Source organism: Leptospira barantonii (assembly GCF_002811925.1).
Classification (GTDB): Bacteria; Spirochaetota; Leptospiria; order Leptospirales; family Leptospiraceae; genus Leptospira; species Leptospira barantonii.
Genome location: NZ_NPDS01000001.1, coordinates 213,089 through 226,981, shown reverse-complemented (window position 1 = coordinate 226,981; position 13,893 = coordinate 213,089). Strand labels below are relative to the sequence as shown.

The following is a 13,893-nucleotide window of genomic DNA, read 5'->3' as shown; positions in this document are numbered from 1 at the left end:
CAAAAACTGACGTTGGAATGGAAACCATACAAAAAGATGTAAAGAGTTCAGAGAAATTAAGAGGAATCGAATGAAACTTTCAAAAGAAATTATCACGGCTAAAGATTCAAAAATCGGAGTTATGAAATTGGTTCCGGACGGACCGATGACATTGACTCTTCCCTTGATGCACGAAATGGATTCTATTCTCAAAGAATTCACCGTGGATCAGGATATCAGAGCGGGAATTATCGCGGGGCCCGATGGAGACTTTTGTGTCGGACTGGATCCCGATGCGATTTTGAGCGCTTCCAAAGAGGAAATCGCAAAGATCATGGCGGGGATTTTCGAGATGTTCGGATCTTTGATGAGTTTTCCAAAACCCTTGATCGCAGAAGTGGGCGGAAACGCGGTCGGCGGAGGCGCGATCATCGCGTACACTTGCGACTACAGATACATGGTGGAAGGCAAGGGAAGAATCGGCTTTGCGGAACCGTTAGTCGGTTTGCCGATCACAAACTCTTTGATTCTTAGAATGAGACAGGTTATGATTCCTTCCGCAGTTTCCGAAGCCGCTATGGAAGGAACTCTTTACAAACCCGCAGAAGCGGTTCAAAACGGATTGTTAACCGAAGTGGGAGCGTCGCTTGAAGAGTTGAGAAAAAAATCCATCAGCAAGATCAACGTTCTCAACAGAATTCCGGCTTCCGCAACTGTGGAAACCAAAAGAGCTCTGAATAAAGCGGCGGTCGAAGCGGCAAAGGCCGCACCGGTGGAACTGGGTAAACTTTTCCAAACTCAACCGAGTATGATTCCGAATCTTCTGGAAGCGATGACCGCGAACAAGGAAAGAAGAAGACCGGTGTTGGCTCACACCGCAAACTACGCTTAATCGACGGACTTTCGTCTTTTCGGGCGGCGGCGATTCGATTGTTTCGCGTTCGCCGCCCTCTACTGCCGGCTTTGATTCAATCTCCGCCCGGTTTCAAATCCATCTTTAGAATTTTAGAATATTAAGCTTTTCTTCTATAAAATTTCAAACCGGACCAGATATCCGAAACCGCGCAAACTTTTACGTCCACGATTCCTAATTTTAATCCGATTTCACGAACGAGATTTTCGTTGATATCCGTGGGAACCTTCGAAGATCCCTTCGGCCAGGAAATCCAAATCATTCCCTTTTCACCAAGATGTTCCACGAGCTTCGGAAATTGTTTTTGGAGATCCTTCGATTCTTTCGTAAACACATGCAAATAATCGAATGAACCCTTGAGGGTTTCGGAAAAGTCCGCGTCCTTCAAATGATCCTTGAGATCTTTTTGAACGTCTTCGGGAAGACCTTTGAAATACGTTTTCATTCCCGATTTTATACCGAGTTTGTCGCCTAAGGCTTTTCCTGAATAACCGGCCATTCTTATCGCCCTGCCCTTCTCTGAACTTCCTTTTCCATAAAATCGAAATACGTTTCCATCGTCGCCGTATGACCGAAAACGAATTTGGAAAAGAATCGAAACACCGGCGAAAAAACTTTTCCGTTTTCGGTGATTTTCAATTTGGTTCCGCCGTCGACGGAATCGAGTTCGAAGGTCCAAGAACCTCCAAACGGCTTATCCTCGTCCATGATTTTGGATTCGATCAGCGTATTTTTTTGATCGCGTATGAAAGAATACGTCATGATCTCTTTGTGAGAATCGGTTTCTTTCCAGGAGGTGGGAGAAATTTCTTCGATGTTTTTTAGATTCGGTCTCCACGTCGGATATTGTTTAAAATCTCGGATCATCGAGTAAATCGTACTCGGAGAAGTTTTGAAAACCCGCTCCAAAGAAGAAGAATGTTCCACCGGAAGAGTAGCTCCGATACCGTAGATACTCAAACCCAAAAGTATAAGAAATCCCAACGCATACAATAAAATCGAATAAATCATTCTCTTAACCTCCAAGTGCTTTCAAAAAATAGAATATTCTAAAATCGATAACCTTATTTTCCCCGGGACCAGGACCTAGAAAGACTTTTGTTTTTCATTTCCATCTCTGCGGCAAACGCAAGCAAGCCGAGTCCTTTTACCGCGGCCTCCTGTTCTTCCTTATTCAATCGTTTTAAAAGATTCTTTACGAGATTCGGATCCAGAACGGATTTTTTGCTTTTGATCCTTTCCCCCGATTTTGTTAAACGAATTAAGGTGCCGCGTCCGTCCTTCGGATTTTTTTCTTTTACGATATAGTTCAAAACTTCCAACCGAGAAACCGTGATGGACATCGTAGAAGGTGTAACACCCATGTGCAAGGCCAGATCGTAAAGACTTACGGGTTCGTCCCCGTCCAGATGATCCAAAACACTCGCCTGATTCGCGGTCAGAACCTGCTTTGTTTTGGGATCTTCCACATGTCTTGTATGACAGGCGAAAAAGATTCTCGGATAGAACTCAAGAATCTGACTTACTAAATCGGAACTCACGGAGCCATTTTATAGCCAAATACTTTGATTAGTCAAATCAAATTACTGCTTAAAAAATAGAATTCCGAAATGTCTACATACGAATCTGCGATGGATTGAAATTGATTTAGAAATGGACGGAAGAACGAACCGTGGAAATTTATTGGTGAATATAACCCCAACTTTCCAAAATCTTACGAACTTCCTTGCCCATCGCGGCTTCTTCTTCGCTTTCCCTTCCGCCGGAAAAACCGGTATGATAGTATAAAAACGGGATTTCGGAGGAAGCGTATCGATACGGTTCCCGTCCCAGAGAAACGTAATCGGGTTCGATTCTTAAAATCTCGGAAGCGGGACGGGAAAGAATTCCCCATTTTCCCAAACGATACTCCTCGGGTTTTCCGTTTTTTAGAATTTGAAGTCGGAACTCCGGCGAAGGATCCACCGTTTTTAAAACAAGAATTTGATCGGATCGGCTTGAAGAATTCAACATTTTGAATGTAATGTTTTTTGAATCTTCCTGAAGAACGACGGCGCCCCCCGTAAAATCGTAACGATAAATTCCACCTTTGACGAACAGACGAATTTCCCTTTCACAATCGTTTTTGCATTCGGGAAGACGCAGATGAAACGAGTTTTTATCGAGTTGATTCCGTTTCAAGACGGAGCGGGCTTCGTTTAACAACGGAGATTCCGAACCGGAAAGATTCTCCAGTTCCTTCGGATCTTTTTTTAGATCATACAATTCTTCGGACATTTTATGAGAAACCCCTTCTCTGGTCCTACGAACGGAATCGTATCCGGGGTATCTTCGTATGTATTTGAATTCGGGAGTAAGAATGGATTCCGAATACCGTCCCTCCGTAAAGATGACGGACTCCGATTCCGGACCTTTTTTGCCGAAGACCGCAAAAGAATAATCGTTCCCTTTTACCTTTTCCTGTGGATAAGAAATTCCGTTTAAACCCAACAAAGTCGGCAGTAAAGACAAAAGCGAAACCTGACCTTCAAATTCCTTCTTTTGAATCCGATTTTGATAGGACTTGGGAGGATGAATGATCCAAGGAACTCGTATTTCTTTTTCGTAATGTGTTTCCCCGTGCGCGTAAACAGTCTCGGTGATAAAATGATGGTGATAGTAATGCGATTTTTCGAGAAGCTCACCGTGATCACTCGTTACTACGATCCAAGAATCCTCGTAGAGTCCTTGTTTTTTGAGTTCTTCGAAAATTCTCCCCAAAAGAGCGTCCGTATAACGAACCTCTCCCAAATACTTTTGTTGATACTCGTCCAATTCTTTCCAAAGCGAAGGATCGGATTGATCCTTTAACTCTTGAAAGTATTTCGCGGGAGGTCTATATCCCCAATGCGGAGTGTTCAAGTTGAGATGAAGAAAAAACAGATCACTTTTGTGTTCCTGAAAAAAACCTTCCGCTCGGCTAACCAACTCTTCCGTATCCAGAGTATCTTTGCCGACTTGTTGAATATTATGAAACCCCAAGTCGACTCCGACGGAAGTATAGTCCATTAGAAAAACGTTATTCATGATACTTTCGGTGAAGTAGCCCTCTTCTCGAAATGCGTTCGGCATCGTGAGAGGTTTTTTGGAATAGAATATTTTTCTTTGTTGTCCGGAAGTATAAAACCATGCGCTTCCAAGTCCGAGATTGGAAGCGATTTCGGAAGTAAAGAACGACAACATAGACGGTTTCGTCCAATTCCCGTTTGCGATCGTATTCTTAAAGACGATCGATTCTTTCGAAAAAGAATCCAATACGGGAGTTGTAGGAAACGGAGATCCGCCCGAAGACAAAGAATCCTGACGCAAAGCGTCGATCACGATCAAAATCACATTCTTTTTTTGTGTATTTTGTTTTTTGAATAGAATCGGCGCCCCTAAAAACAAACCGGCGGCGCTCGGAGAATTCCATCGAATTTTTAAAGCGGAAGAAACTTTTTGATTTTTCGACTTAGGCTCGAAGGAAAATGAATATTTTTTCCATTCTTCCTTTTGAGTTTTAAAACCTTGTTCGAAGATTTTTTGATCGTCTTGATAAACTTGTAAATCGCCGGAAATCGCGCCGGAGTTCGACAACGTTGACGCGTAAAATTCGAACGTAGTCGATGAAACTTGATCGTCGATAAACACGTTATTCGTCTTTAAAATACATTCTTGGTTGGACGGAATAAAAAGGGAATCTTGGGATTCGTTGATATACAACGTTTCGTCCGTATATAAGGTCATTTGAACGTTCTTCCATCGATCCTTCGGATTCAGATTGGAATAACGGCCCGGATTTTTTTTCCAATGAAACCGAAATCGATCGATTTCCCGATTCGTGTCGCCCGTACATTCAAAGTCGCCGCTTTTGAGAAGACGGGTTAGATCCGCCTTCACAACATTCTTATCCGAAGTCGAAATACGATCGCATCCTTGAAAAAAGGAAGTCGAAAGTACGAGAATCATAAACATCCCGTAATTGAAAGACGTTCGGTATAAAGACATGAATCCAGGAAAATCGTTCGGCTTCTTGAGACAACAGAAAAGAACCTTCTTCCATTGATGAATTTTTCCCAAACGAAATTTTTTTCTCTTTTCAAAGGATCGTTCGCGTTTATAACACGTTCCGCTATGTCATGGAGTAATTCTTACAATCTACAAGACGATACCTTCGTCGGAAACGGAGGATCAAAGATCTTCTATCGCACCTACCAACCTAAGGAAGGTAGAAAAGGAAACCGGGTTCTCGTGGTTCAACACGGAATCGGAGAACACAGCGGGCGTTACGAATTTTTAGTCGAAGCTCTTGCCGGAACCGGAACGGCGTTGTATCTCATCGATTCAAGAGGACACGGTCGTTCGGAAGGCAAGAAAGGGGCCGTGGATTCCTTCTCGGATTTTCTTTCCGATTTGGATATGCTGATCGCGATCGCCAAAGAGAAAGAAAAAGTTTCCAAGGTGACTCTTTTAGGTCATTCTATGGGCGCCGCGATTTCCACTCTTTACGCGGAAGAAGGAACCAATCAAGGAAATCTGAATTCGCTTATCATTTCCGCTCTTCCGATCCGAGTGAAATTGGATCTGGTGATGAAAATCAAAAAGGGAATCGCACCGGTGATCGCGGATCTTTTACCGAACCTAACTATGCCTACCGGGTTGAACATAAATCATCTCAGCCATGATAAGTCCGTTGTGGAAGCGTATAGAACCGATCCGCTCGTTCACGGAATGGCTTCCGCTTATCTCGGTAATATGCTTTTGAACAGCGAAGGTCCGATTCTCGGGAACGCCGGGAAAATCAAGGTTCCGATCTATATCTTTCACGGAAAAGAGGATTACATCGCGGATTCCACCGGGAGCGAGGCGTTCTTCGAAGTTGTGGGTTCTTCCGATAAGTCCATGAAGATCTACGAAGGTCTTTATCACGAAACGATGAACGAGCGTATAGAGGACAGAACCAAGGTTTTAACAGATCTCAAAAAGTGGTTCGAAGCTCACAATAATTGACAGACAGAACGTTTGTTCTGTTTTTATCTAAAAAAATCATCGACCGGATTCTTCTTTTTTGGTAAGATTGGATTCGGTCGAAAGCCCTTTTTTAAAACAAATCTCAGGAACTTTATATGTCAGCAAAAGGAATATCCAAAGACCTGATCGGAACCAAACTGGATCGCTACGAATTCGACGTAGAAAGAGGAAAGATCCGCGAGTTCTGTCAGGCGATCGGGGAAACCAACCCGATTTATTTCGATTTAGAAGCCGCTAAAAAAGCGGGTTACGAAGACATCCCGGCTCCCCCGACGTATCCGACCGTGATTCAGTTTTGGGGTTATCCGAAAATCTGGCAAGATATGGAAAACATGGGAGTGGACACTTCCAGAATTCTCCACTTAAAGGAAAAATACACGTATTTGAAACCGATCTATCCGGGAAGAGTTTCTTCTCAGGGTGAATGTATCAATGTTACTGTCGGCAAAATGGATACGATGACTTTCAAAACTACGGTTACAAACGCGAAAGGCGAAGCGATCGTAGAACAGGAAATGTCCATCTTCATCAGAAAACCGGAGGCATAATATGAGCAAAATCGAATATGATAAAGTCGAAGTAGGACATGAACTTCCTCCCTTAAAAACCGAAGTAATCACTCACGCAAACTTAGTGCGTTACGCGGGAGCTTCCGGAGATTTTAATCCGATTCACAACGATCCGGATTTCGCTCGCAAAACCGGTCTCGACGGAACGATCGCTCACGGTATGTATGTGATGGCTCAACTCGGAAGACTTTGCACTTCTTGGGCGGATCAACAACAGATCAAAGAATTCGGCGTTGCGTTTAAGAATATGACCAAACCTGGACAAAAACTTACCTGTACCGGAAAGGTAAAACGCAAGAAGGAAGAAAACGGAGAAAAATTGATTACGGTCTCCGTCGAAGCCTCGGATGAAACCGGAGAAGTAAAATGTTCCGGTGAAATGGTGGTGATCGGTTAAGACCGATTAGACTTTTTTGGCCGAATAGGATTCCACCGCTATGACGGTAATATCGTCGTAGCGTGGATTATCCCCTCTCGTTAATTCCTCGATCTTTATGATCTCTTGAATCAATGTGATCAACGTGTTCTCTCTTCCTTCATGAAGAGTTTTAGTGATCAATTCCATATTGTATTGTTTCGTATTTAAGGAATCCTTCATACGATTTTCGATCAATCCGTCCGAAAACAAAAGAAGTCTGGAACCGGTCGGAAACGCGACCGTCTTGGATGCGATCTCCAAGGATTCGAATAACCCGAGAATCGGTCCCGTCTTATGGAGTAAGGAAGGAAATTCTCCGGGTAACTGAAGAATCTGATCGGGATGTCCCGCAGAAGCGTATGTGAATTCTTCCTTCTCCACATCGATGTCCCCGATCATACACGGGAAAATACTTTCCAACGAATCGAATTTTTTCAGAAATCGGAAGTTCAATTCTTTGAGAATCTGCGCTGGATTTTCAAGATTCTTCAATTCTTCGTATTCGGTTTTTAAGGCCATCGTCATCAAAGAAGCTTGAACCCCGTGACCGACCGCGTCCGCGATCACCACTCTCACCTTTCCGGGAAGAATTTCGGACACGTCCAAAAAGTCGCCTCCCACTTTTTCAAGAGGCATGTATTCGTAATGAAAACGGATCCCCGATATACTTCGGTCGAGCGGCGTAAGAATCTTTCTTTGTACGTTCTGCGCGATTTCCAATTCCCGATTGATCTGGATGATATTATCGTTCAAAACCCTGGTTCTATCCTCGATCTTTTGAACGAGTTGCTCCTTCATCTCGAAAAGTTCGAGGTTGGAAGTCCTTAAATTCAGCGCCAATTCCCGGGTTTCGGCGAACTTTCTGGATCGTTCGGATGCGAGCAGAAGCGATTGAAGAAACACGAAAAACACGAGCGCGTAATGAGAAGTCTGAATACTTCCGGTTTTCAAAACCCGCGCGTAAAAAAGATCCACGAGCACCGCGATAAAAAGAATTCCCGAGCCGTAAAGAATGTATGTGTAATTTCTTTCCTTATCGAAATCGATCTTTAGGATCGTGTAGAACAGATAAAAGATCACTCCGAGAATGAAGTAGTGATAGATCGATATGTTCTGGTTGTTGAATTGCATATCTCCGAAAAGTGTCACGATGCTGAACAGAATCGAAAAGATCACTCCCGCGTTGATGAACTTACGATTTACATAAGGCGCAAAAACCGAACTGAAAAACAAAAGAAAAAACGGAACGCTCACGGATAAGGTAAGATGATTGATCTTATTGATCCAAGACCAGGGAATCTGCGGAAAAAATAACATTACGATTTTTGAATTTATAATCGAAGTTCTAAGACAGATCACAAGGCTGTACATTCCGAAATAAAGCGGAGAAACACTGCTTCTTAGATAAAGATATTGGAATATATGATAGATTCCCATGATCAGAAGACTGCTGAAGGAGAATATATCGAAAAATAACGTGATCGCTCTGGAAACCCCAGCCGAATCGGAAGGGCCGATCGATATCGGAAGAAGAACCCCCGGCATCGTGGAAGCGTAATTGGAGACGAAAATTTCGACCTCGACTTCGTTATCGTCCGCAAAGAATAAAAAATCTCTCGGTTCGATTCTCGGGATCGTGGCATCGGCGCTCACTCCGGGAGTTCCACATTCTCCGATCAATTGTCCGTTGATTTTAACGCGATAAGCGGAAGCCACCGCACCCAAAGATACGGAAAGAATTTTCTTTTTCCAAACATCGGGAAGAAAGACCTTCAGACGATAAGTCGCGTAACCGAACTTCGGATAGGCTTGGTGATTTTTGGATTCGTTCGTCCAAGAACCGGGAACTCCGATAAAACCTTTGGAATGATTTTCGACACCGTCGTCCGGTTCTTGCAACCAGTTGAATTCCCATTCTCCGTTGAGTTTGGTCATTCCGAAGTCCGGATCTTGAATTCCTCTCAAATCGATTTTGCCTTGATAGGCTCTCAATCCGTCTCCCGCGTTCCAGGGGGAGGAAATCATTACTAAAACGATAAGGGCGAACGGACCAATTAAGAAAAAGAATATTTTTGAAAATTGCATTTCGAATCCGAATCCGTTCTGACTTAAAATCGTAATTCAATTGAGGGTCGTCAATTGCATATAACAACTGACGTAAGATTAAACTTAAAAAAAATACATAAGACTGGATCTTTTTGGTTTTTTCAAAGAATCTTACATAAAAAAGGATAACGCATTGAAAAAAGATAAAAATTCTTTCCAAACCGATACGAACCGGCAGGAATCCGAGCTTTCTTTAAAGAACGAACTTATTTCCAAACCGGGTCGTAAACAAAAGAGCGTCGGCTTGGCTTTAGGAAGCGGGTCCGCAAGGGGATGGTCGCATATCGGCGTTATTCGAGTTTTGGAATCTTACGGTTGGAAACCGGATATCATCTGCGGAACCTCCATCGGTTCCCTGGTTGGAGCGTTCTACGCCGCCGATAAACTCGATCGTTTGGAAGAATGGGTTCAAACCTTGGAATGGAAGGACATTCTCGGGTTTATGGACATATCTTTCGGAGGAGGTCTTCTCGGTGGAAAGAAATTATTCGACTTCTTCGAAAAGGAATTTAAGGATCTCAACTTCGAACACCTAACAAAAAAATACGGAGCGGTTGCTACAGACATAGATAACGGTTCCGAGATCTGGCTTCGCGAAGGTTCGGTTCCGGAAGCGGTTCGAGCTTCTATTTCTTTGCCGGGAATTTTTTCTCCGGTCAAACGGGACGATCGTTGGCTCGTTGACGGAGGTCTTGTCAATCCGGTACCGGTTTCTCTTTGTAAGGCTATGGGGGCCGAGTTCGTAATCGCTGTGGACTTGAACCAAGATCTTTTGGATCGAAAAGAATCTTTCGAAGAATCGAATCCGAAAGAAAACAACCGCAAGTCGTTCATGTCCCGATTTTGGGGATCGGATCTTGAGGAGAATCTCCGCAAAGAGAAGGATGAAAAACCGGGAATGATCGAGGTCATGTCCAAGAGCATCAACGTTATGCAGATTCGAATCACACGAAGTAGAATGGCGGGCGACCCGCCGGACGTGATGATCGCACCGAGACTCAGAAACATCGGTCTGATGGAATTTCATCGCGCCAAAGAATGTATCGATGAGGGAAAAAGAGCCGCGGAATTGATCTCCGGATATTTGGAAAAACCGTATTGAATTTTTTTCCGGATTGCGCTTATCAAAACGATCCCGATTCTTTTCCGCATGGGGAGAATCGGGATCGCCGATCTCCGCAACGGTTTCGAACCGCTTGAAAAGAAAAACAGGACTCGAGATAAAAACATGAACAGATCCAAACAACTCGGCTTAATTCCGTTTTCTTCGCTTTTCTTAATTACGATTTTATCTTTTTTTTCGATCGTAAACTGCACTAAAAAAGAATCGATTTCGATCTTTGAAATCCGAGATCTCACCGAAAAAGAAAATCTGGTGGAAGCGCTTCAAAAAGCGGAAGCCGATCTGAAACTCAAAGGAGATTCCGCAGAACTTCTGTATGTTCGAGGTTGGATTCGTTATCTTCAAAAAAATCAAAACGCCGCGATGAGCGATTTCAAAAAATGTATTTCTCTCGATTCCAAATCTCTGGATTGCAAAAGAGGACTCGGTCTCGTTTACGAATCGAATAAGGAATACAAAGAAGCCGAAACTACGTATCAGGAAGCTCTTCAACTCGCAAAGGAGAAAGGCCCTGATTTCGAGGCGCTCATTCATGAGAATCTGGGAAGTCTTTATCTCAGACAAAATCTGAGAAAGGAAAGTTTAAGCGAGTTTCAAAACTCGATCACCTTATCGGACAAAGGCGACGCCTATTACGGATTCAGTTTGTGTTTGATCATGGAAGGAAACTCCGAAGGCGCGATTTCTTCCCTGGAAAAGGGAATTTCCAAACCGTTCCGAGCCAAGGCGTTTCAATCCGAATCGCATTTCCTATTATCCAAATTCTATTTTGAAAAAAGAAAAGATCCCGTCAAAGCGGAAGAGGAAATCAAAAAATCGATCTCGATATTTCCGCTTCACAAAGAATATCTGGAAGCTTTACAAACCTATACCAAGGAAAGAATCAAGTCCGGTCTTTGATTTCACATGATAAAAGCATTATATAGACTCGTTCATCAACAGATTATAGTTCCGTTTCAGCAATCGCACGCCCCCGTAAAGGAAGTGTGTTTGGGAACGTCCATCGGACTTTTTTGGTCCCTAACCCCTTTGATCGGAATCCAAATGTATCTCGGTCTGATCACCTGGGTTCTTTTACGATTGATCGGAATCCGTTTTTATATGCCGATTGCGATCGCGATGATCTGGATCACGAACCCGGTCACACTTCCGTTTTTCTATTATATCTTTTACGTCACCGGAATCGCCGCATACAATCTCATCGGTTGGGATATGTCCGCGATGAACTTCGCGAGAATTCTCGAAGTGATCGATCATTCCAGTTCTTTGGAACTCTACGAAGGATTGAAATATTGGAGCGCATTTTTGATAAACGACATGGGCGCGCCGATGTTTCTCGGAGGATTTTTAATCGGAATTCCTTCCGCGATCGCCGGATATCCGATCACCAAATCCCTTCTCAACGGATTCAGAGAAAGACAAGCCGAAAAAGAAGGATTAAGTCTGCAACAATGGGAAGAAAAACACGTTCGTAAAGAAACGGATAAAAATCGTTCGATTTGGAATATTCTAAAAAGTTAATTTAGATTGATCTTCATTTTTCTTGCGAGGTCTTCGGGGCTTAGATTCAAAATCTCCGGTTTCGACTCGGCCTCTTTGATCAAACGAACGATTTCCCGATTCAAAGGCGCGGGATGGCCCATCACGTCGGCGAGTTTGATCACTTCTCCGTTGAGAGAATCGATTTCGGTCGGTCTTTTTTGAACCAAATCCTCCCACATGGAAGAACGAGCCTGCGGATCGATCTTAACCATGTTCGAAGCGATTTTAAAAAATAAAAAATCGGGAAGATTCAAAATGATCGGAGCCAAACTCGGAATCATCTTTCCCGAGCGGATCGGTCTGATTTCGGCGAGTCTTAAAATTTCAAGAGATTCTCTCATCAACTTGGAAAGAATCTTGCGATAACCCGGTTTCGAGATTTCGGTCTTTAAGGTCAGACCGGAAAGTGCGTTTAAAGAATTGTTCAGGTTGAAAATCAGTTTTCCCCAAAGGATTCCACCGATGTTTTTGTGAGTGTTGGTCGGAAGTCCGGCACGATTGAAAATTCCCGCCAGCTCCTTGGAAGACTTAGAATGTTCGATCACGAGATTCCCGCTGGTTCCACGGTGAAAATGTCCGTTCCCTTTGGAAACGACGTTGAAAGGAACCATTCCCGCCAGAACTTCCACCGGAAGATCCTTTAGACCTTCCTTTAAAATCTCCGCGTTTCGAACCCCATTCTGAAAACTGATTACGATCGGAATCGAACGCGAAAGCGAATGGAGCTTCTGTCTCTTTTCCAGAATTCCCCTCAGTTCTTGAGTGAGGTCCTTTGTGTCCTTGGATTTTACGGTGACCAAAAAAACGTCCGCGCTCGAAACGTCGGAAAGCGATGTGGAAAAAGGAACGGAGCCGGACGAAAGGAGAATCTCCTTGTTCGTAAAATCGGTGATTTTCGCGCCGAAAGTTTTGAGTTCGCTCTGAATTCTTTCCCTACCGTATAAAAGAACCGGATTGCCTCCCGCTAAAAGTCTGCAACCGATATACGTTCCGATGCTTCCGGAACCCAAAACTGCAAAGGAAAGATTCATGGGATTCGCATCTAACCAGAATTAGAATTTTTGTTCTACAACTATACGCAGTTAGTTGGAAAAAAACAAAAAAAAGGATCCCGCGAACGAACGCGGAATCCTATCTTGCACGGTTACTGGAATTTACTTAGGAAACTATTATTGATTTGCCTTCGCGTTGGAAGCCATAGAAAGAAAATATCCTTCTACGTCATACCAAGTTTGGCCGGAAAGAAGAGTGTTGGATGCCTGAAGGTGATCCACACCGGTTGTAAAAATTCCGTAAGAAGGTCCGCCTTTCCAAGTTCCCCATTTCTGAGAAGTTGCAGGAACGAGTCCGTCGTTATCTCCACCTTGTCCGTTGAAAATTCCACCCGCCCAGCATGCAGGGTAAAGAATTCCCATCAAAGGATGTTGAATCAGATCGGGAACTGTGATCGTAGAACCGTAAGAGAAATACTTAACCGCAGAGCTGTTCGGAGTGTAACCGTTGAAGGAAGCCATTCCGCTTGTAGTTAAGGAATTCAGAGCTTTAATTGCGTCTTGTTGTCCGCCGCCGTAAACCAATTGAACCACAACACCCAAAACCGCAGAAACGAAAGGTTTCGCCCAGCTTGGAAGAACTGTGTTCACGATGTCAGCGATCGGGGATCCTCTGTGTGGAGAATTCAAAGACGTAAGAGTGGAAACTTTTCCGGACATTCCCAGGTTGGAAACCATGTAACGGCTGTCCAATCCACCTTGAGAGTGACCGATGATATGAACTTTAGTAAAACCGTTTGCCGCCATGTAGACGTTCACTTTATCTCTAAGTTCCGCGCCTCTTGTCTCGTTGGACTGAGCCGCTGTTTTTGTAGGAGCGTAAACGTTCGCGCCTTGATTTCTCAAGTAGGTGTCCATTCCACCCCAGTAGTTTACGATACTGATAACTCCGCTCGAGTCGGTTCCCCAGCCGAATAAACCGTGGGAAAGTACGATTGGATACGAACCGGATAAAGGTTTAGAAGAAGATCCTCCGCCGGAAGCCATCAAGGACCCAGTCAATAGGAAACTGATAACGATCAATAAGCTTAATTTGCGCATTTCAAATACCTCAATTCTCTTCACTATTCTAAGTTTATTTTTTTCTATTCTCGAAATTCGCTTCGGTCTTCTTCGCTTGTAGTGTTTGATACACCGAGGTA

General features: G+C 43.7%; 14 protein-coding genes. 7 read left to right on the top strand and 7 right to left on the bottom strand.

Annotated features, from left to right (window positions below; all coding sequences use genetic code 11):
• The first annotated feature begins 70 nt into the window (after positions 1–70).
• Entirely contained in the window at positions 71–871 is an 801-nt protein-coding gene (locus tag CH367_RS01030; protein WP_100760664.1) for an enoyl-CoA hydratase/isomerase family protein, read from the top strand.
• 121 nt (positions 872–992) lie between these two features.
• Here CH367_RS01030 and CH367_RS01025 read toward each other — a convergent pair whose 3' ends face one another.
• The 4 genes from CH367_RS01025 to CH367_RS01010 form a co-directional block, all read right to left on the bottom strand.
• Positions 993–1,391 (bottom strand): DUF3052 family protein, encoded by a 399-nt coding sequence (locus CH367_RS01025; RefSeq protein WP_100760663.1) that lies wholly within the window; start codon positions 1,389–1,391, stop codon positions 993–995.
• 2 nt (positions 1,392–1,393) lie between these two features.
• Positions 1,394–1,903 (bottom strand): LIC10604 family protein, encoded by a 510-nt coding sequence (locus tag CH367_RS01020; RefSeq protein WP_100760662.1) that lies wholly within the window; start codon positions 1,901–1,903, stop codon positions 1,394–1,396.
• A 53-nt stretch (positions 1,904–1,956) separates the two neighbouring features.
• Positions 1,957–2,433 carry a MarR family winged helix-turn-helix transcriptional regulator gene (locus CH367_RS01015; RefSeq protein ID WP_100760661.1) on the bottom strand — a complete coding sequence of 159 codons (477 nt, stop codon included), beginning with the start codon at positions 2,431–2,433 and terminating at the stop codon, positions 1,957–1,959.
• Between the two features lie 139 nt (positions 2,434–2,572).
• Positions 2,573–4,885 (bottom strand): sulfatase, encoded by a 2,313-nt coding sequence (locus CH367_RS01010; protein WP_244284469.1) that lies wholly within the window; start codon positions 4,883–4,885, stop codon positions 2,573–2,575.
• Positions 4,886–4,975: 90 nt separating this feature from the next.
• On the opposite strand from CH367_RS01010, the gene CH367_RS01005 reads away from it, so the two are divergent.
• The 3 genes from CH367_RS01005 to CH367_RS00995 all read left to right on the top strand — a co-directional run bounded on the left by CH367_RS01005 (position 4,976) and on the right by CH367_RS00995 (position 6,907).
• The gene (locus CH367_RS01005; protein ID WP_100760659.1) at positions 4,976–5,920 is read left to right on the top strand and encodes an alpha/beta hydrolase; all 945 of its coding nucleotides are present in this window, start codon (positions 4,976–4,978) and stop codon (positions 5,918–5,920) included.
• A gap of 116 nt (positions 5,921–6,036) precedes the next feature.
• Positions 6,037–6,489 (top strand): FAS1-like dehydratase domain-containing protein, encoded by a 453-nt coding sequence (locus CH367_RS01000; protein WP_100760658.1) that lies wholly within the window; start codon positions 6,037–6,039, stop codon positions 6,487–6,489.
• Position 6,490: 1 nt separating this feature from the next.
• The gene (locus tag CH367_RS00995) at positions 6,491–6,907 is read left to right on the top strand and encodes a MaoC family dehydratase (RefSeq protein ID WP_100760657.1); all 417 of its coding nucleotides are present in this window, start codon (positions 6,491–6,493) and stop codon (positions 6,905–6,907) included.
• 6 nt (positions 6,908–6,913) lie between these two features.
• On the opposite strand, the gene CH367_RS00990 is transcribed toward CH367_RS00995, so the two are convergent.
• Complete coding sequence (locus CH367_RS00990) at positions 6,914–9,013, bottom strand: SpoIIE family protein phosphatase (RefSeq protein WP_100760656.1); 2,100 nt, start codon at positions 9,011–9,013, stop codon at positions 6,914–6,916.
• Positions 9,014–9,167: 154 nt separating this feature from the next.
• Here CH367_RS00990 and rssA point away from each other — a divergent pair, with 154 nt between their 5' ends.
• The 3 genes from rssA (at position 9,168) to CH367_RS00975 (ending at position 11,678) form a co-directional block, all read left to right on the top strand.
• Entirely contained in the window at positions 9,168–10,136 is a 969-nt protein-coding gene (gene rssA / locus CH367_RS00985; RefSeq protein ID WP_244284441.1) for a patatin-like phospholipase RssA, read from the top strand.
• 126 nt (positions 10,137–10,262) lie between these two features.
• On the top strand, positions 10,263–11,057 hold the full coding sequence (locus tag CH367_RS00980) for a tetratricopeptide repeat protein (RefSeq protein WP_100761296.1): 795 nt from the start codon (positions 10,263–10,265) through the stop codon (positions 11,055–11,057).
• A 6-nt stretch (positions 11,058–11,063) separates the two neighbouring features.
• The gene (locus CH367_RS00975) at positions 11,064–11,678 is read left to right on the top strand and encodes a DUF2062 domain-containing protein (protein ID WP_100760655.1); all 615 of its coding nucleotides are present in this window, start codon (positions 11,064–11,066) and stop codon (positions 11,676–11,678) included.
• Here the strand turns inward: CH367_RS00975 and CH367_RS00970 are convergent.
• Both CH367_RS00970 and CH367_RS00965 read right to left on the bottom strand, forming a co-directional pair.
• Positions 11,675–12,730, bottom strand: coding sequence for a 2-dehydropantoate 2-reductase (locus CH367_RS00970; RefSeq protein WP_100760654.1), 1,056 nt, complete (start codon positions 12,728–12,730; stop codon positions 11,675–11,677). The two genes, CH367_RS00975 and CH367_RS00970, sit on opposite strands and share 4 nt — an antisense overlap.
• Positions 12,731–12,868: 138 nt before the next feature.
• Positions 12,869–13,792 (bottom strand): lipase family alpha/beta hydrolase, encoded by a 924-nt coding sequence (locus CH367_RS00965; protein WP_100760653.1) that lies wholly within the window; start codon positions 13,790–13,792, stop codon positions 12,869–12,871.
• Between the last annotated feature and the right edge of the window lie 101 nt (positions 13,793–13,893).

What these genes read in the sequence shown, in the direction of transcription:
- CH367_RS00980 (WP_100761296.1), top strand. Translation starts at nt 10,263, where the DNA reads ATGAACAGATCCAAACAACTCGGCTTAATTCCGTTTTCTTCGCTTTTC.
- CH367_RS01000 (WP_100760658.1), top strand. Translation starts at nt 6,037, where the DNA reads ATGTCAGCAAAAGGAATATCCAAAGACCTGATCGGAACCAAACTGGAT.
- CH367_RS00990 (WP_100760656.1), bottom strand. Translation starts at nt 9,013, where the DNA reads ATGCAATTTTCAAAAATATTCTTTTTCTTAATTGGTCCGTTCGCCCTT.
- CH367_RS01005 (WP_100760659.1), top strand. Translation starts at nt 4,976, where the DNA reads ATGAATTTTTCCCAAACGAAATTTTTTTCTCTTTTCAAAGGATCGTTC.
- CH367_RS01010 (WP_244284469.1), bottom strand. Translation starts at nt 4,885, where the DNA reads ATGTTTATGATTCTCGTACTTTCGACTTCCTTTTTTCAAGGATGCGAT.
- CH367_RS00975 (WP_100760655.1), top strand. Translation starts at nt 11,064, where the DNA reads ATGATAAAAGCATTATATAGACTCGTTCATCAACAGATTATAGTTCCG.
- CH367_RS01020 (WP_100760662.1), bottom strand. Translation starts at nt 1,903, where the DNA reads ATGATTTATTCGATTTTATTGTATGCGTTGGGATTTCTTATACTTTTG.
- CH367_RS00970 (WP_100760654.1), bottom strand. Translation starts at nt 12,730, where the DNA reads ATGAATCTTTCCTTTGCAGTTTTGGGTTCCGGAAGCATCGGAACGTAT.
- CH367_RS00995 (WP_100760657.1), top strand. Translation starts at nt 6,491, where the DNA reads ATGAGCAAAATCGAATATGATAAAGTCGAAGTAGGACATGAACTTCCT.
- CH367_RS01030 (WP_100760664.1), top strand. Translation starts at nt 71, where the DNA reads ATGAAACTTTCAAAAGAAATTATCACGGCTAAAGATTCAAAAATCGGA.
- CH367_RS01025 (WP_100760663.1), bottom strand. Translation starts at nt 1,391, where the DNA reads ATGGCCGGTTATTCAGGAAAAGCCTTAGGCGACAAACTCGGTATAAAA.
- CH367_RS00965 (WP_100760653.1), bottom strand. Translation starts at nt 13,792, where the DNA reads ATGCGCAAATTAAGCTTATTGATCGTTATCAGTTTCCTATTGACTGGG.